This is a genomic window from Microbulbifer mixtoriginis (SeqCode) (assembly GCF_052467515.1).
Genome location: NZ_CP174314.1, coordinates 1295195 through 1312855, shown reverse-complemented (window position 1 = coordinate 1312855; position 17661 = coordinate 1295195). Strand labels below are relative to the sequence as shown.

Below are 17661 nucleotides of genomic sequence, written 5' to 3'. Positions count from 1 at the left end.
GCGCTAAAAATTTAAGATTAGTAAAGATCAACGTGCAACAACATTGCATCTTATAAATTTACTTCCTATCAATACTTGAAAGTGCACTCCAAAAATTACTCTCATAGGCTTGAATAAGCCTTACGCGAGTTTCAATATCCGACTCACTTACTCCGGAAGCTAAGCCTTGTGCCACTATAGCTATAGCCTGCTCTCTAAAATCAGAAGGTAAAGTGCTAAAATTGATTAAGAACTCCAACTGACTATCAGACAATCCCCTATGTTGTTTAAGTGCTTTTGCCATACGGCCGACATTTTTACCAAAACTTTGAAAGTTGATTAAAAGAGCTGCCGCAATCTCTGCAGGTTGCGCATAATTTGCCAGCCATGTTGTATAAGCTGGATACGCCTGTGCTCCAGCTAGTGGACGATACCTGGCAATTTGACTTTCCGAGATATTAAGCGCCTGAATTAGAGCCGGTAATTGCTCACTGGCTGACATCTCATTAACAACTAAACGATAAAAAAATTTGTTACTCACCTTACTTGAAGAATCACCGAATCGATGCAAGGAGAGTGCGTTATTGCGAAGGTCAGATTGAATAATCAAACGCTGCTCCAGTGCAAAAGCGTTTATAACTGACATTGACAACTCATTCTTTTCCAGTTTTTGGAGAATGGCAGGAACTTCATTACTAAGATATTTATTTTCAAGCCGTTGGATTAATTTCTCAGCCCTACTTCGTTTCTCCTCAATAGTTTCCGCAACAGAATTCGCCACAACTATTACTGCGAATATAAAAAAAAATCCTAACCTGATAAAAAAACCTGAAGTCACCTTATAGCGCTCCAAAACCTAAAGCGATAAGCATAGCATCTCAATCAGTAATTAGCGCAGATTGCGCCGAGATAATCACGCTACTTGAAAGCTTTAATGTCTATCTCAAATATCTACAACCATATATTGAAGATTGATTTCTCATTTATCTATGTAAAGTCTTTCTTCAGAAAGCGAATGATAATACTCGTTCTTAATCCTCCCCCAAGATAACCTTTTTAAATCGACCTGCCTGCTTGTACCAAAATTGGCAATCGCGGCTAAATTTTTTAGCTTGCAAATCGCATCCTCAACCTCAGAATAACGAAACCACTCAGGATAAAACTCCGGGTAGCACTGTTCATCAGGCACTAATGGCGTACAACCTGCTACGGCGGCTTCCATTACTGCCAACCCCTGAAATTCATGATAAGCGGTAGATAGAAATACATGGCTGTTATGCAAGGTTTGTCGGTATAGAGATTCACTCTCCACGTACCCCACCACCAGCAGATTCTCACTAAACTTCCGCTGTATCTGCTCAAACTCTTTTGGGCTATTACGGAAAGATTGACCCATCAGGTTGAGTAAGAATTTTACCTTTTTCTCTTTTAGGCCCCGAAGAATTTGCAGCAGGCGGTCTGCACCTTTGTCATATTCCCAGCGGGCGGCCCAACTGATGATTAGCGTATCCTCGCTTACTTCTCCCTGATAACCCTGCCCCCAGCGGTGACCCCAGCAAAAATCAGCTTGTGTGTACTCTTGAGTAAAGAGTGCATCCTCTAGTGGTACTGGCAGCACCTTCGACTTACTTGTAATTTCTTCACAAATTCCCACCGGCACATGGTCCGGGAAGCGCTTTAAAAGCTTGGCTGCGCCTTCAATCAGGGTGCGGCGGTTGTATTCCGAATTAAACAGCAACAGGTCACCGGCTAGAGCGGTATAGATATTGAGTAGCTGTGGCTCTATAGATTGGAACGCACCTGAACTGACTGGATAGGCAAACTGATTCTCGTGGAAGTAGACCACTGTGGGCACCCCCACTATCTCAGGCACTAAGCCGCGCAACGCACTGAGATCGGTCATAGACGTGGCGACAATTAGGTCCCACTGTTGCTTTAGTATTTGTGCCGTCTCCCCCCTGGCCCAAGAAAGGCTGTTGCCACGTATACGCCAGCTGAAATAGCGCGGGGGCAGTGTCAAGACTGTCCACTGCCACTCGGGAAAGGCAGCAACCAGGCCTTTACGCCAACGCTTGTGACTGTCGGCATCATAGGCCGAGAGCAATAAAACTTTCATGGGAATCTAAAACAACAAGGAACGGAAATACAGAGCTGGAAACAGAAGTATCCAGCTCCGTTATAGGCTTGAGAGGAGGTAAAGTCAGTCGAAAGAGCGCACATTCATCAGACGAGCAAACAGACTAGAGGTATCCCAGCGAGCACCGCCGATCGCTTGTACCTCACTATAAAACTGATCCACCAGTGCCGTCACCGGTAACAGAGCGCCATTATGCTGGGCTTCCTGTAAAACGATGGCCAAGTCCTTCCGCATCCAGTCCACGGCAAAGCCGTGATCATATTTACCGGCCAGCATAGTTTTTGAGCGGTTTTCCATCTGCCAGCTTTGTGCCGCGCCCTTGGAAATTACATCCACGACCTGTTCGGCATCCAGCCCTGCCGCTTTAGCAAAATGCAGCCCCTCTGCCAGCCCCTGCACCACACCGGCAATGCAGATTTGGTTGACCATTTTACAAAGCTGGCCACTGCCTACCGGGCCCAATAAGGTAACAGCACGGGCAAAAGTGTCTATCAACGGCTTTACACGTTCAAAATCTGTCTCTTCACCACCAACCATTACGGTGAGAACCCCATTTTCCGCACCGGCCTGGCCACCAGATACCGGGGCATCGAGAAAGCCGATACCTTTCTCTTTGCCAATTCCTGCCAGTTCACGCGCGACATCTGCCGAGGCAGTAGTATGATCGACGAACAGGGTGCCCTTTTCCATAGTGGCGAAGGCGCCCTGCTCTCCAGCAACTACCTGACGCAAATCGTTATCATTACCCACACAGGCAAACACCACCTCTGCACCTTTTGCGGCCTCAGCGGGTGTTTCGAAGCTCTCCCCCTCATACTCGCCCAGCCATTTTTCTGCACGGCTGGCGGTGCGGTTATATACCCGCACTGAGTGACCCGCTTTTGCCAGGTAACCCGCCATTGGGTAACCCATTACTCCCAAGCCAATAAACGCTACCGTTGCCATATTGATTACCCCCATATCATCCAAATAAGAGCCGCCCCTAAAATCAGGCGGTAAATCGCAAATGGCGCCATGCCGATGCGACTAATAAATTGCAGGAAAAAATGAATACATAGATAGGCACTAATAAAAGAAAGCAAAGTACCCAATAAAATATCCCCCCAGGGTACCGACTCTAGGGCGAGTAAATCATAGGTCAGTAACATGGCCGGCAGGGCTATCGCCGGTATGGATAACAAGAAAGAGAAGCGCGCAGCAGCTTCGCGCTTCATGCCGAGCATCAGCCCTGCGGTCATGGTAATACCCGAGCGGGAAGTACCTGGAATAAGCGCCAATACTTGCGCACCACCAATAACTAGTGCTTTTTTCCAGTTAAGTTGCGTTAGGGTTTGCACCCTGGCTCCACGCACATCAGCCCACCAAAGCAACAGACCAAAACCGATGGTGGTGGCAGCTATAACTGCTGCTGAGCGTAAATGCGTTTCTATATAGCCTTTAAAAATTAATCCTACCAAACCGACAGGAATCGTAGCCAGCACAATCAGCCAAGCCAAACGTCCTTCATCGCTAAATTGCCTCGATTTAAGCCCCTCTAAACCATCACGCAGGAGTAGCCAAATATCTTTTCGAAAATAGGTGACTACCGCGATCAGTGAGCCAAAATGTACAGCCACATCGAAAGCAAGCCCTTGATCCTGCCACCCTAAAACTTCTGCAGGCAAGATCAGGTGTGCCGAGCTTGAAATAGGGAGAAATTCAGTCAAGCCCTGGATCAGGGCCAGTACAACAATCTGAAATATTTCCATGAATTATCAGGATCGAATTTTTTGACGTTTTTGCCAGGTAACTTCATTGCGAAGATAAACGGGCTCCAAAGCTTCAGCAGATACCATTGCACCAGCTCGATAGAGAGGAACCGCTAGCTCAGCAATATCCCGTGCATGGATTAAGGCATTCAGATCCAGCTCTGCCGCTCGAGCCTTGCCTAATGCCTCATAGTGCCAACCGGGACCGGCACCGTAATATGTGTTTGTCAGCTTGGCCTCACTCAATGACAGTAGAACCTGCTCTGGATTCTGTACTGCCTCAGGTATCAAGCTGTCATTAGGCATCTCGGTGCCGTAAATACCCCAGTACACCTGCTGCATACGAGCGTCGAGCATAGCGACAATAGGAGCTCCTCCCCACTGCGGGTGCGCCCTTCTGGCCCCCAAGGCCAAAGCGGCAAGGCTGGAAACCGGCACTACTGGCTTATCGGCGGAAAAGGCCAGCCCCTGTACACAACTGATAGCGATACGCAGACCCGTAAATGAGCCGGGCCCCCTGCTTACAGCAAGGGCATCCAGGTCGGGAAGGCTCAACTGGGCCTCAGCCAATACCTCATCCACCATTGGTAGCAGGCGCCGTGTATGGTCTCGCTCTGCTTGCACAAAGCGTTCGGTAATCTGGCCATTACTATAAAGTGCCACTGAGCAGGCACCAGACGTGGTATCCAGGGCAAGAATCTTCACAACTATTTCAAACCGGGTTATCGAAGGGAGTGAATTGTGGCACGGTCACAAGGTCTAGTCATGTAGATTAGCGATATTGAGGAAAGAGAAAACCCCGGTATTAACCGGGGTTGATGAAGAGTGAGCCATGCCACTAAGGCATGCTGTGAACTAGAGGAGGTTTAATTAAGCCGCACTCTTGGGTGGTCGACCACGGCGAGCGGCACCGGCCTTAGGTGGGCGCCCTCGACGAGTTGGCGTTTTCTTGGCCGCCTCCGCTTTACTAGCAGACTTCTTCGGACGCCCTACTCTTTTCGCTGGCTTTGCTGCGGAGGTGGCCTTCTTGGGGCGCCCTACACGCTTGGTGGCTTTAGTTTCAGAAGCAGCCTTTTTGGGGCGGCCTACTTTCTTGGCCGTAGTAGTCTTTTTAGTCGCCGCCTTTTTAGCTTTTTGAGCATCAGCTTTTAGCTTCGCAGCTGCTTTCTTCTCTAGCTCCTTGGCTTTTGTCGCAGCCTTCTTTGCTGCAGCTTTTATCTTAGCCTCAGCTTTTTTCTCGGCGGCTTTGATCTTCTTGGCATGAGCCTTAACACGAGACTTCATCCAGCGCGCTTCGAACGCCTTCAATGCCGCCGCCAGGTCTTTATCTGCCTTGGCAGAAAGGCTTTCAGAAAGGGTGGCCACCTTCTCCTTAGCCGCTTCTTCTGCATGACGCACGGCATCCATGGTCTTGGCCTTGGCAAGCTCCATTTTTGCCATCGCCAGCTTGGCGCGTAAATCTTTTGCTTTACCATTGGCGCTGGTCAAGGAAGCCTTGGCCGCTGCCGTACTACTTTTTTGTGCCCGCGCTTTTGCTTTTGCCACACGATCCATTTGTGCATCCAGCGACTTACTTGCTGCATCCACGGCTTTCTGTGCTTTTACGACTACCGGCGACGCTTTGGTCGATGTAGTTGCCTTTTTAGCACGTGTACTCTTTTTTACTACTCTTGCCATCCCTTGTCTCCTCATTAAAAAGAAGAAGTACTTCCAAAAGTGTGCTGGCAACGCGGCCTGTTAGCTATCGAATAAAACCCGGGGGTTATTTTATTGCTTATACAGAGCGGTGCGCTGCCTATTTCAATACAACTTTATCAAAGTTAATAAAAATACACGGCATTGCAAGTAAAAAAGCGAAAAATGAGAAATTTTTCAGCAAATAAGTCTCTTTTCCTTAACAAATTGCCTTTTGAAGAGGCAAAACACCTAAAAGTAAAAATTATTTTGGGCCTGGCAACTTATCTTCAACAACCGCAGCAAGAGCTTCGATATGATCCGCACGTAAATTTAGCGCGGGAATATAATGGTATTCACTTCCACCCGCTTCGATAAAATTAGCGCGATTCTCTACCGAAATTTCTTCCAATGTCTCTAAACAATCGGCCGAAAATGCTGGGCAAATCACATCAACACTCTTGATACCGCCTTTGCCCCATTCAATCAGAGTTTTATCGGTATAAGGTTGCAACCACTCAGCCTTACCAAAGCGTGACTGAAAAGTAACTTGCCAACGCTCCGGGGAAATTTGTAATTCTTCCGCAAGCAGCCTCGCGGTTTCCTGACAATGGCGTAAATAGGGGTCCCCTTTATCAACATTTGCTTTGGGGATGCCATGAAAAGAAAGCATTAATTTTTCAGCCTGACCGTGTTTCTGCCAGTGCTCCCTGACAGAGTTGGCGAGAGATTTAATATATAAAGGGTTGTGGTAATAATCACGAACCAGGGAAATATCCGGAATATCACGACTCTTTCGGAAAATTTGCGCCACTTGATCATATATTGCAGCAGTAGTGGTAGCCGAATACTGCGGATATAAAGGGAAAACAACAAAGGACTCATAGCCTTTTGATCGCAAGCTTTCAATAACTTTATCGAGGCGCGGCTCACCGTAAGTCATGGCATACTCTACCGCGATATCCCGCCCTTTATCCTTTAAATGCTTTTGCAGTAGCTGCGCTTGATGGCGGGTATAGTAGAGAAGTGGTGAACCTTCAACTTGCGCATCGTCCGCGCTGCAATTCCAGATTTCTGCATAAGCCGGAGCAATTCTCTTAGGGCGAAAAGGTAATATCAAACCGTTTAGTATTGTAAGCCACAGTGGTCGGGGTATTTCCACTACCCTGGGGTCGGAGAGAAAGTCTCGCAAGAAATCTCTTACGGCGGACGGCGTGGGCTGCGCAGGGGTACCCAGATTCATCAAAACTATCGCTGTGGACATACAAAGACCCGTCTGAAATACAATTTTGCCAGGAATAACCTGCCGGCCATCTTAATGATTGGTCAGTCAACTACAAGGTAAGCACTTGCGAAACTAAAAAGGAAACCATCGGAGAAGATACAAAAAAGCCCCCAAGAGGGGGCTTTCTTTAACAATATTCAGTGCGATCAGCTCAATGCTTCGATGACCTTATCGCGGATCTCATCCATGCTGCCAACTCCCATCACTTTGCTGTATTTCGGAGCTGCTTCAGGGGAGCGCACTTCCAGCTCTCGGTAGAAGCCAACCAGCGGCGCTGTCTGCTCGTGATAAACCGCCAAACGCTTGCGCACGGTCTCTTCTGTATCATCACTGCGCTGTACCAGTGCCTCACCAGTCACATCATCCACACCTTCGCTCTTGGGCGGGTTGTACACAACGTGATAGACGCGGCCTGAACCCTCGTGCACGCGACGCCCAGACAAGCGCTTGACGATTTCTTCATCGTCCACGGCAATTTCCAGCACATGATCGATATGCACATCGGCATCCAGCAGTGCTTGCGCTTGGGGAATAGTGCGGGGGAAACCATCGAAAAGGAATCCATTTGCACAATCTGCCTCAGCGATGCGCTCTTTCACCAGGGCAATAATCAGGTCGTCGGAAACCAGTTTGCCGGCCTCCATAATGTCTTTTGCCTGCAAGCCGAGAGGTGTGCCCGCTTTCACCGCAGCGCGAAGCATATCGCCGGTGGAGATCTGCGGAATGCCGAACTTCTCTGTTATGAATTGTGCCTGAGTGCCTTTACCGGCCCCCGGTGCCCCCAAGAGAATAATTCGCATGTTCAGTAAGCCTCCAAAACTATCGACGCACTAAGAGCCGCCGCGCCAAAAGAGCGCTACCTTACACGTCCACCCCAAATTGGGCAAGATTATGACTGTAGTACCGCCATTACCGCAGAATAAACTGCGGTCAATACGGCTACTTATCTGTCTGAATCCTGTCTTTCTATGTCTTTCGCGCGCTCCCAGAGTCGATCAAGCTCTTGCAGGCTGGCATCTTCTGGCCCACGTCCATCTGTCCTGAGGGCTGCCTCAACAGCGCCAAAACGACGCTCGAACTTACGATTACACTGTCGCAGTGCAGACTCAGGATCAACTTTCAAATGCCTGGCCGCGTTTACACAGGAGAACAACAGGTCGCCGAGCTCCTCCCCAGCATGCTCACGATCACCGGTTGCAATAGCCTCGCGCAATTCGGTGACCTCTTCCTCTATTTTGTCCAGCACACCGGTAATATCTGGCCAATCAAAACCCACCTGTGAGGCACGCTTTTGCAATTTGGCCGCACGTGTCAGGGCAGGTAAGCCCGCGGTAACACCAGCCAGGACTCCACTCTCACCCTTTGCGTTGCGCTCTTCAGCTTTAATGGCTTCCCAGTTTTGCTTTACTTGCGCTTCATCCATTGCAGAGGAGCCATTCTCGCCATAGAGCTCTCCGCTGGGGAATACATGAGGATGGCGTCGCACCAACTTGCGTACCAAGGTGTCCACAATACGGGAAAAGTCGAAATGCCCCTGCTCACGGCCGAGCTGGGAATAGAAGATCACCTGGAACAATAAGTCCCCAAGCTCTTCATGTAGATGTTCGAAATCTTCAAGCTCAATTGCCTCGGCCACTTCATAGGCCTCTTCAATCGTTGAAGGAACAATACTGGAAAATGTCTGTTTCAGATCCCAGGGGCAACCACCGTTTGGGTTGCGCAACTGGGACATTAGGTGAAGCAAGTCCTCCACCGAGTAATGGTCTTGCATGGGTCCCCCTCAACGCAGCATACGCCGCTTCGCCGATGCGACATTGGGCAGGCGATTAATACGGTGCAACACGTAACTCAACTCTTCAAAATTATGAATCTCGGCGGTAAGTACCATCTCTACAGTATGCTTATGCCTATTACTGTGTGTCTGCATCGCCGTAATATTGATTTTCTGACTATCGAGCATAGCGGTGACATCGCGCAACAGCCCCAGGCGATCATAGGCTTCGATAACGATTTCCACCGCATAGAGCTCCCTCGGTTTTGCCGCCCAATTAACTTCTAGTACTCGCTCAGACTCCTCTGCCTGCATACGCAGCATATTCGTGCAGTCTTTACGATGTATCGATACCCCGCGACCAAGAGTGATGTAACCCATAATTTCATCACCGGGAACAGGGTTACAACAACCCGCAATATGCGTCAGTAAATTGCCAACCCCTTCGATATAAACATCGGCTTTGCCCGCCCCCGTGGCCACCGGGGCAGTAAGTGAAGGCACACGCTCCGCATTGTCGACCTTTACCATACGCTGGGCGGTATTCAGCACCTGCCCCACACCGATATCCCCAGCTCCCACTGCCGCGTAGAGATCATCCAACGAGTGCATATTCAGCTTGGCGGCAAGCTGCTCAAAATTAAAATCACTCAGAGCGAGCTGTTTAAACTCACCATCTAAAATACTGCGACCATCGGCAATATTTTGATCCCGGGCCTGCTGCTTAAACCAGTGGATAATCTTGGCCCGCGCCCGCGAGGTTGTTATATAGCCCATACCGGACGAAAGCCAATCGCGACTGGGGGCTTCACGTTTACCAGTGAGAATCTCCACCTGATTGGCAGTTTCCAGTTCGTGGTTTAATGGCACTATGCGACCATCCACCTTAGCGCCGCGACAACGATGACCAATCTCGGTGTGGATTTTATAGGCGAAATCCAGCGGTGTGGCTCCGCGGGGCAAATCGACTACATGGCCATCGGGAGTAAAAACATAGATACGGGAATCCCCTTCCCCGGTCTGAAGATCTTCTTGTAAGGGATTACCCCCCACCTCTTCATGCCAGTCGAGCACTTGCCGCAGCCAAGAGATCTTTTGCTCATAGCTATCTTGGCTCTCTGTTTTCAGGTCAGTGCCCTTATACCGCCAGTGTGCACAGACCCCATATTCAGCCTCCTCGTGCATGGCAAAAGTACGGATTTGCACTTCCAGCACCTTGCGTTCGGGGCCGATCACCGCAGTGTGCAGGGAGCGGTAGCCATTCTCCTTCGGAGAGGCAATATAGTCATCAAACTCGTTGGGAATATTGCGCCAGAGGTTATGTACAATCCCCAACACGGCGTAACAATCCCGCACGGTAGGCACCAGAATGCGTACAGCACGAATGTCATAAACCTGAGAGAAGCCGATATTCTTGCGGCGCATCTTGCGCCAGATACTGTAGATATGCTTTGCGCGGCCATAGACATCACCCTCTATATCCGCCCGCGCCAGTTCTGTGCGAAGAAGCTCCAGCACCTCATCGATGTATTCTTGTCGCGCCATCCGCTTTTCATCTAAAAGACGCGCTATCTGTTTATAGTCTTCAGGCTCAAGGTAACGGAAGGACAAGTCCTCCAACTCCCACTTGATATGCCCTATACCGAGGCGATGCGCCAGTGGTGCATAGACATCGGCCACCTCGCGAGCGACCCGTTGGCGCTTTGTGGGCTCAGCATTCTTGGCCGCACGAATTGCACAGGTCCGCTCGGCAAGTTTGATCAGCGCAACGCGAACATCATCAACGAGCGCCACCAACATACGGCGAATATTTTCCGAGTGTTCCTCTACCGCACCGCTTTTGCTTTCCTCACCAGTATCGGCACTGCGACTGCGAATCGCCGCCATGCGCAGTACCCCGCGAATAAGCTTGGCTACAACCGACCCAAACTCCTCTTCAACGCTTTTTAGCGCGAGGCGCTTCTCTCGCACTGCTCGGTAGAGCACTGCAGCCACCAGTGCTTCAGAATCAATTTGCAAGTCCGCCAGGATTTCCGCCATTTCAAGGCCGGTGGCAAAACTGCTGGCACCCTCTGCCCAAATATTTTCCGCGGCAATAGCCTGTTGTTCAGCTTCAGCACTTACTTCTGCTGCACGGCGCAAGGTCACTATGGCAGCCCCATCCAGCCCAGCCAGTTTTTGCACATGGCGCAACCAGGCTTCCAGGTCGTGCTCTCTCTCACCTCCAAAGGAATGATGTTTTCTGACTTGAACCATGTTTTAACCGGGCCGAAACAGGAATTTGTAAGCTTACTAGCATTGCTCGATGGCTTGCATGATGGCAAAACCAAGCAAAAAGAATAACTTCCCAAATTAGGGACGCTTCTATCATAGGTTTGGTCAGACTAAAGTCCACGATTTTCTTTATGTTTTCAACAAGCTGCGTGAAATTTAGCGATAACTCACCCCAGTGGATATGGCTTGATACTGGAAACTGCAAACGACAATACCAATTGGTCAATTACATTGAGTAGCGAGAATTTTTACCGAGGAGAATGCGACTAAAGGAAGGCTTGCCGGGTTGAAAGGCTTTTACAAAGAGACCCGCTCATTTTCGACATTTCTGCGGTGACACTGGAAAACTGAGAAAATCAGCTTCTATTACAGCCTTTTTAGTGAAAGCCTATTCATTAGCCACATAAAGAGAGTTTTAAGCCCTCACCTGCCGCCCACCGCTAAGTAATAGTCTTTGTTTTAATAAAACAATCTACGCACTGACAATCTTAAACTGAGGACACGCTTAAAATCAGAGCATCAAAAAAATAAAAGTCGGAGAGAGAAAATATCAAATATACGCAGATAGATTGGCAGGCATATAAAAATTCACACTAAAGTCGGGGGCAACAAAAAATCTGCACACCCGACTGTGCCTTTTTTCCCAGCCTTACTGATTGAACAATCCCGAGGATAAATAGCGATCACCGCGGTCACAGATGATTGCCACAATTATCGCATTCTCCACTTGACTGGAAAGGCGCAGTGCTCCGGCAACCGCTCCGCCGGAAGAAACACCACAGAAGATGCCCTCTTCACGCGCCAGCCTACGTGTCATTTCCTCCGCTTCCCGCTGATCCATATCGATAACGAGATCCACTTCCTCCGGGACAAAAATTTTTGGTAGGTAAGCCTGTGGCCATCGGCGAATTCCGGGAATACTGGAACCATCGGTTGGCTGCAGACCCACAATCTGAACCTCCGGCTTCTGCTCTTTCAGAAAGCGGCCGCAGCCCATTATGGTACCTGTGGTCCCCATAGAAGAGACAAAATGAGTAATTTCCCCAGCGGTCTGCTGCCAAATTTCGGGTCCGGTACCCTCGTAATGGGCCAGAGGATTATCCGTATTGGCAAATTGATTGAGCACAAGGCCACGACCTTCGGTCTGCATTTGAAGAGCCAGATCCCGAGCACCTTCCATTCCCTCCTCCGCGCTGACCAAAATCAGCTCGGCACCGTATGCAGTCATAGAGGCCTTACGTTCTGCGGTAGCACTGTCCGGCATAATCAGGATCATACGATAACCTTTAATGGCAGCTGCCATTGCCAGTGCGATACCCGTATTGCCGCTGGTAGCTTCTATCAAGGTATCCCCTGGTTTAATCTGCCCTCTTGCCTCGGCATGGTTGATCATTGATAGAGCCGGGCGATCTTTTACCGAACCGGCCGGATTATTACCTTCCAGCTTGAGCAAAATCGTATTGCTGGTATCACCGGGGAGGCGTTGCAGCTTGATCAGTGGCGTATTACCTACGCAGTCAGCAATCGTTGGGTAATCCATAGTACCTTGAGTCCAGACATATTGCGGCCGCACAGTGTACCCGATGCTCCCTCTCGGGCTAAATACCGACTATTTTGGTGGACTATATAGTCGAGTTATTACAAATATAAAAAAATCGCAAAGCAGAAAACATTTACCCAGAGCAGCCCGTATAGGAGTGCGCCTCCTCTCGCATAGGGGTAAAATGGGGAAAAAATAATCGCACAAGACCCTTGATTTCTCATGGCCCCAAATAATACCGACCCTTCCATGCCGGCTCCTTCAGAGCTCCGCTCGTTGCGTTCAACTATGTTTCGCTTCACGGTTGCGCCAGCGCTGATTTTGGCCATGACTCTGGCCCTGGTGTTCACACTGCAACAAATGCACGATCGCCGCCAGCTCTTACTCAGCCACGGACGGGCAAGTGCCGAGCAACTGGCCGAGTTGATTGAAATGAGTGGCGGCCACCCTTTTGATCTGCGTATGGAATGGTTACGCAAGAGCCTGTTGGCACTGATGCTGGAAAAGGACATGGTGCGCTCGGTGCATATTTATTCCACTGAGGAAAGTAAAAAAATCTCACTGGATAGATCCACTGGGCTGGGGCTTCTGGCCAGTGTGGGCCCACGACCACGCACTCCGCTTACAAACCACCAACTCAATCAGCGCGAAGCTTTTATTTTTGAAGATGATGAAACCCTACAGGTATTGCAGCCATTAAAGGGGGACATCACCACCTGCTGGATTAGTATCGAGCTACACCGGCCCTATTTTCTTGTGGGCACCTACCAAGTATTACTCGTGGGCTTGGTGGGCTTAATTATTTGCACCTTGGCCGCCCTAGCCTGGTCGGTGATTTTATCTGAGCGTTTTGCTCACAGCCTGGTACGCATGGGACAGGTGTTACAAGCCATGGGGCGTGGTGAGTTTGACCGCCGCATTCACGAGATAGAGAACCGCGAACTCGCACAACTGGCCAATCAGATTAACGAGATGGGTGAGAGTCTAGCCAATTACCAGCGGGATTATAAATCGAACATGCTGCAAAGCATGGACGATCTACGCCAGTCTCTCGACAGTATGGAAGAGCAAAATATCGAATTGGACCTGGCACGCAAAAGGGCCCAGGAGGCGAGCCGTATCAAGTCGACCTTCCTTGCCAATACCAGCCATGAAATCCGCACACCACTAAACGGCATTATCGGGTTTACTAATTTATTGCTTAAAACCGAGATCGATGAGCTACAACAGGACTACCTGCAAACCATTCTGCGCTCCTCAGAAAACCTGCTCACCACAATTAACGATATCCTGGATTTTTCTCGAATCGAGTCCGGCAATTTGGTGCTCGACCATATCCCTATGGACCTGGGGCAGCTGTTTGAGGAGACCCTACAAATCCTTGCCCCTTATGCCTATGAGCACCACCTGGAACTGGTGCCACTGATTGACCCACAATTGCCTGTCACCCTGGTGGGCGACCCTCTGCGTACAAAGCAAATATTTACCAACTTGCTCGGTAACGCCGTGCGCAGTTCCGAGAATGGTAATATCCCGGTACGCCTCATTGTACAGAGCAATAAGGACTCTGAACTGGTATTGCGAATCAGTGTTACCGACCTTGGCAATCGCATTGATGAGCCCGGCCGCCGCGAGCTGGAACAAATTCTCAACGCCAAAACACCACAACATTCGCAGCAGATCAGCGCCAACGGTCTCGGTATCTCTATCGCTCGCAGCCTCGTCGAACGCATGCGCGGTTGCACGGGTATGGAAGTAGCTGCGAATGGTGCCAGCACCTGCTGGGTGGAGCTGACCCTGGTGCCCGAACGCAACCGCGGCATCCCGCCACGGGTGCTTTTCCCAGACTGCCGCATTCTGATTGCCGACCCCAACGAATTGACCCGCTCCCAGGTTGCTCAACTGCTCAAACAGTGGCAGGTTGAACCCATTGAACTTGCCGATACCGATACTCTGCAGCCAGCAATTGAACAAATGTGGCGGCACGATGCGCTGCCAGATGCGGTGATTATCGATACCGCCATCGCCAAGGGAGACTTCGACAGCTTCAGCATGAAGGTACAGTCCCTGGTCGATGCCTATCAATGCCGGGTAATCGTACTCGGTGCCCCAGCAGAGCTGCGCCGCTGCTATGAGCAGCTGCGCACCCGCACCTTAACTTTCCTTGGCAAGCCGGTAACCCGCGAGAACCTGCTTCGCGCACTGAAAAGAGCCGTCCCCCAACAGAGCCAGCCTCGCCCCAGTAATGGTGCCGTACCCGCCCTCCCCTGGCCTGCGCCACCGCGTGTCCTGGCCGTGGATGATCACGCCGCTAACCGGCGCCTGGTCGGCGAGTTACTGCGCGCCCAGGGTGTAGAAGTGGTGATCGCCGCCAGTGGAGAGGAAGCCTTACTACATTGGCAGCAAAGCACGTTCGACCTGGTCTTTATGGATATCCAGATGCCCGGTATGGACGGTATTGAAGTCACCCGCTGCATCCGCGAACGAGAAACCGGCCGCCGCACGCCCATTATTGCACTCACTGCCCATGTGGGAGCCGAGGAGAAGGCGAGGCTACTGTCCGCTGGGCTAGACGACTACCTGAGCAAACCAGTGAGCGAAGCCCAGTTGTCCCATATGATTAAACGCTGGCTCAAAATTATCACTCCACAAGTGGTAGAAAAGTTGAGCCCAAACCAGATGCGCCTGGTGGATATCGGCGAGAGTCTAAATCTGGCAAATGGCGATGCAAAACTGGCCAGGGATATGCTGCAAATGCTCGTGGATGGGTTGATAACCGATGAACGGGAACTGGAGCGACTACAGGGTCTAGGCGACATAAAAGGCATGTTTGAGTTGACCCACCGCATGCACGGCGGCTGCTGTTATTGTGGCGTATCACGCCTACGAGAGGCCACTTGTGTGTTACAGGAGGAGTTACGTATCCAGCAAAATCAGGAGAATCCCCAGCTCGACCGCCGCAAATTGGATAGAGCACTCAGGGAAATTCGCGCCCTGCGAGAATGGGCCTCCGAGCAGGATCTCGACACACTGTTTGGGTTGGAGGTTGCCTAACTCGCAATAAATAAAGGCCGGGGAGATGCTCCGGCCTAACTGCGAGCTTCAAAAATCACGAACGCTAGAGCTGCGTCCTTTTCATCGGAAAGGGAGAGGTGTATCACCTCCACTCCCATCGCCTGAGCCCGCCTCTGCGCTCCACCCCGCAGCAGCACCTGCGGAGCTGCACCCTGGCGCCGGCGCACTTCAATATCCTGCCAGGAAACACCTTCTCCAATACCAGTACCTAGGGCTTTACCCACCGCTTCTTTAGCTGCAAAGCGCTTGCACAAATAGGCCGCTCTATTGGCCTCGGCAAGATCGGCAAAATCGCAGCGTTCGCCACCACTCAATATACGCTCCACGAAACGATCACCATGGCGGCGCCAAACTGACTCGATACGGCTGTAATTGCAAATGTCGGTACCGATGCTAACAATCATTTCCCGTAAACCTGTTTAAATAACTCGCGGCTCTGCAAGGGCTTCTCCCCCAGTAATGTGCGCAACAAAATACGGGTTAAACGCTTTGCCGGGCCCAATACTTCTGCCGGCCACTTGCCAGACTCTTTAGCCCGCAGTATCCCCAGCAGCTCTGAACCAAAAAACTCCCGCTCACGCAGAGCAGTGGCACCCTGCCTGTGCACCGGCACAAAGCCCACCTCCAATTCCAACCTGTAGCTGCCGGCCTCACTCACAACGCCCTGACTCTGCACACAATAATCCAACGGTGGGCAACTACCCAACTCCGCGAGCAGCTGTAATTCGAAACTGCGCAGTGGTCCTTCCAACTCTGCACTGTCCGTACCGCCCAGATCTGATAGCTCCTGCAATAGACGCTGATAGGTGGCAAACAGACCTATGTGCGCCTCGCCCTCCGGTAGCAAGCGCACCATCAACTCATTGGCGTAGAGCCCGCCATAGACAGCACGTCCCTTAAGCCAGAGTGGAACTCCAACATTCTCCACGGGCCCGAGGGTTTTCAGGGATCCAGCACCGAGCAGAGTAACTAATAGAGGCGTAAAAGGTTGCAGCGCCTGCTGGCGCCGCTGCTTGTCCCTCCGCGCACCGCGGGCAACACAACCAATACGGCCATGGTTTGGAGTGAATAACTCAAGAATCAGGCTGGAGTCGCGATAGGGCCTGGAGTGGAGAATGTACGCCGGCTGCGCCGGCGGTGGTGTCTTCATGGCGGACGAGTCAGGGGAAGAGGGTTACTCGTCCCGATAGCCGAGACTGCGTAGGGCACGCTCGTCATCAGACCAGCCGGACTTCACCTTAACCCACAAATTCAGCATTATCTTGCTATCGAATAGGCGCTCCATATCTTCACGAGCCTGGCTGCCAATCTGCTTGATACGCTCACCCTTATTGCCGATGATAATGCGCTTCTGCCCCGATCTCTCCACCAGGATCGCCGCGCTGATATGCAGAATCTTCCCTTCCTGTTTGAACTCCTCAACCTCAACAGTGACCTGGTAGGGCACTTCCGCACCCAGCTGACGCATAATTTTTTCACGCACAATCTCTGCGGCGAGGAAGCGTGAGCTGCGATCAGTAACTTGATCCTCTGGGAAGAAGTGTTGCCCCTCTGGCAAATGCTTGAGGATTACCTCTTCTAAGGAATCGAGGTTGACGTTGCGCAGTGCCGAGATCGGCACAATTTCAGCCTTAGGGTGCTGTTCCGCCAAAGCCTGCAGCTGAGGCAGCAGATCACTCTTATCCTCCAGCTGATCGACTTTATTGACGGCGATAATCAGCGGACACTTGAGACCGCGCAACTTGTCGGCCACCAGCTGGTCTCCCTCACTCCAGCGGGTGCGCTCCACGACAAACACCACCACATCTACATCCCGCGCTGCACTGGATGCGGCGCGGTTCATATAGCGGTTGATGGCCTTTTCCTGATCCGAATGCAGGCCGGGTGTGTCCACAAAAATAATCTGATTGGAGCCATCGGTTTTAATACCGAGCATGTTGTGGCGGGTTGTCTGGGGCTTGCGTGAAGTAATTGCCAGCTTCTGGCCCAGCAAATGGTTAAGCAGCGTGGACTTTCCCACATTGGGGCGGCCGACGATCGCTACATAGCCGCAGCGAGAGGGTTGTTCGCTCAAGAAGTTTCTCCGAAAGGGTTGAAGTGCCCAGCGAAACCGGGCTCTGCTCGCCCCCGCACACAGGGGCTATCTGTCCGAGCCGGGCGATAAACCGCTGCGCTCTA

The 17661-nt window shown here is 51.0% G+C and carries 15 protein-coding genes; 1 reads left to right on the top strand and 14 read right to left on the bottom strand.

Annotated elements, in window-relative coordinates; all coding sequences use genetic code 11:
- Nucleotides 1–58 precede the first annotated feature (58 nt).
- From ACJJIT_RS05640 to cysM, 11 genes are all read right to left on the bottom strand, one after another.
- On the bottom strand, nucleotides 59–817 hold the full coding sequence (locus tag ACJJIT_RS05640) for a hypothetical protein (RefSeq protein ID WP_444900252.1): 759 nt from the start codon (nucleotides 815–817) through the stop codon (nucleotides 59–61).
- 141 nt (nucleotides 818–958) lie between these two features.
- Complete coding sequence (locus ACJJIT_RS05635) at nucleotides 959–2095, bottom strand: tRNA-queuosine alpha-mannosyltransferase domain-containing protein (RefSeq protein WP_444900251.1); 1137 nt, start codon at nucleotides 2093–2095, stop codon at nucleotides 959–961.
- An 84-nt stretch (nucleotides 2096–2179) separates the two neighbouring features.
- Nucleotides 2180–3061, bottom strand: coding sequence for an NAD(P)-dependent oxidoreductase (locus ACJJIT_RS05630; RefSeq protein ID WP_444900250.1), 882 nt, complete (start codon nucleotides 3059–3061; stop codon nucleotides 2180–2182).
- Nucleotides 3062–3066: 5 nt separating this feature from the next.
- The gene (locus ACJJIT_RS05625; protein WP_444900249.1) at nucleotides 3067–3864 is read right to left on the bottom strand and encodes an undecaprenyl-diphosphate phosphatase; all 798 of its coding nucleotides are present in this window, start codon (nucleotides 3862–3864) and stop codon (nucleotides 3067–3069) included.
- Nucleotides 3865–3870: 6 nt separating this feature from the next.
- On the bottom strand, nucleotides 3871–4569 hold the full coding sequence (gene tsaB, locus ACJJIT_RS05620; protein ID WP_444900248.1) for a tRNA (adenosine(37)-N6)-threonylcarbamoyltransferase complex dimerization subunit type 1 TsaB: 699 nt from the start codon (nucleotides 4567–4569) through the stop codon (nucleotides 3871–3873).
- Nucleotides 4570–4734: 165 nt separating this feature from the next.
- On the bottom strand, nucleotides 4735–5541 hold the full coding sequence (locus ACJJIT_RS05615; protein WP_444900247.1) for a hypothetical protein: 807 nt from the start codon (nucleotides 5539–5541) through the stop codon (nucleotides 4735–4737).
- A gap of 262 nt (nucleotides 5542–5803) precedes the next feature.
- A complete protein-coding gene (gene hemH, locus ACJJIT_RS05610; protein ID WP_444884232.1) occupies nucleotides 5804–6802 on the bottom strand; it encodes a ferrochelatase in 999 nt (332 codons plus the stop codon).
- A gap of 167 nt (nucleotides 6803–6969) precedes the next feature.
- Nucleotides 6970–7623, bottom strand: coding sequence for an adenylate kinase (gene adk / locus ACJJIT_RS05605; protein ID WP_444884231.1), 654 nt, complete (start codon nucleotides 7621–7623; stop codon nucleotides 6970–6972).
- A 143-nt stretch (nucleotides 7624–7766) separates the two neighbouring features.
- Complete coding sequence (gene mazG / locus ACJJIT_RS05600; protein WP_444900246.1) at nucleotides 7767–8594, bottom strand: nucleoside triphosphate pyrophosphohydrolase; 828 nt, start codon at nucleotides 8592–8594, stop codon at nucleotides 7767–7769.
- Nucleotides 8595–8603: 9 nt separating this feature from the next.
- A complete protein-coding gene (relA, locus tag ACJJIT_RS05595; RefSeq protein ID WP_444900245.1) occupies nucleotides 8604–10850 on the bottom strand; it encodes a GTP diphosphokinase in 2247 nt (748 codons plus the stop codon).
- Between the two features lie 667 nt (nucleotides 10851–11517).
- Nucleotides 11518–12408, bottom strand: coding sequence for a cysteine synthase CysM (cysM, locus tag ACJJIT_RS05590; protein ID WP_444886795.1), 891 nt, complete (start codon nucleotides 12406–12408; stop codon nucleotides 11518–11520).
- Nucleotides 12409–12696: 288 nt separating this feature from the next.
- Here cysM and ACJJIT_RS05585 point away from each other — a divergent pair, with 288 nt between their 5' ends.
- Complete coding sequence (locus ACJJIT_RS05585) at nucleotides 12697–15462, top strand: response regulator (protein ID WP_444900244.1); 2766 nt, start codon at nucleotides 12697–12699, stop codon at nucleotides 15460–15462.
- 35 nt (nucleotides 15463–15497) lie between these two features.
- On the opposite strand, the gene acpS is transcribed toward ACJJIT_RS05585, so the two are convergent.
- The 3 genes from acpS to era are packed head-to-tail and all read right to left on the bottom strand — an operon-like array spanning nucleotide 15498 to nucleotide 17557.
- Complete coding sequence (acpS, locus tag ACJJIT_RS05580; protein ID WP_252082544.1) at nucleotides 15498–15887, bottom strand: holo-ACP synthase; 390 nt, start codon at nucleotides 15885–15887, stop codon at nucleotides 15498–15500.
- Complete coding sequence (recO, locus tag ACJJIT_RS05575) at nucleotides 15884–16633, bottom strand: DNA repair protein RecO (RefSeq protein ID WP_444886797.1); 750 nt, start codon at nucleotides 16631–16633, stop codon at nucleotides 15884–15886. Before recO ends, acpS begins: the two co-directional genes overlap by 4 nt.
- Before the next feature lie 24 nt (nucleotides 16634–16657).
- Entirely contained in the window at nucleotides 16658–17557 is a 900-nt protein-coding gene (gene era, locus ACJJIT_RS05570) for a GTPase Era (RefSeq protein WP_444900243.1), read from the bottom strand.
- Nucleotides 17558–17661 lie beyond the last annotated feature (104 nt).

What these genes read in the sequence shown, in the direction of transcription:
- ACJJIT_RS05635 (WP_444900251.1), bottom strand. Translation starts at nt 2,095, where the DNA reads ATGAAAGTTTTATTGCTCTCGGCCTATGATGCCGACAGTCACAAGCGT.
- ACJJIT_RS05630 (WP_444900250.1), bottom strand. Translation starts at nt 3,061, where the DNA reads ATGGCAACGGTAGCGTTTATTGGCTTGGGAGTAATGGGTTACCCAATG.
- ACJJIT_RS05625 (WP_444900249.1), bottom strand. Translation starts at nt 3,864, where the DNA reads ATGGAAATATTTCAGATTGTTGTACTGGCCCTGATCCAGGGCTTGACT.
- ACJJIT_RS05615 (WP_444900247.1), bottom strand. Translation starts at nt 5,541, where the DNA reads ATGGCAAGAGTAGTAAAAAAGAGTACACGTGCTAAAAAGGCAACTACA.
- hemH (WP_444884232.1), bottom strand. Translation starts at nt 6,802, where the DNA reads ATGTCCACAGCGATAGTTTTGATGAATCTGGGTACCCCTGCGCAGCCC.
- adk (WP_444884231.1), bottom strand. Translation starts at nt 7,623, where the DNA reads ATGCGAATTATTCTCTTGGGGGCACCGGGGGCCGGTAAAGGCACTCAG.
- mazG (WP_444900246.1), bottom strand. Translation starts at nt 8,594, where the DNA reads ATGCAAGACCATTACTCGGTGGAGGACTTGCTTCACCTAATGTCCCAG.
- relA (WP_444900245.1), bottom strand. Translation starts at nt 10,850, where the DNA reads ATGGTTCAAGTCAGAAAACATCATTCCTTTGGAGGTGAGAGAGAGCAC.
- cysM (WP_444886795.1), bottom strand. Translation starts at nt 12,408, where the DNA reads ATGGATTACCCAACGATTGCTGACTGCGTAGGTAATACGCCACTGATC.
- ACJJIT_RS05585 (WP_444900244.1), top strand. Translation starts at nt 12,697, where the DNA reads ATGTTTCGCTTCACGGTTGCGCCAGCGCTGATTTTGGCCATGACTCTG.
- acpS (WP_252082544.1), bottom strand. Translation starts at nt 15,887, where the DNA reads ATGATTGTTAGCATCGGTACCGACATTTGCAATTACAGCCGTATCGAG.
- recO (WP_444886797.1), bottom strand. Translation starts at nt 16,633, where the DNA reads ATGAAGACACCACCGCCGGCGCAGCCGGCGTACATTCTCCACTCCAGG.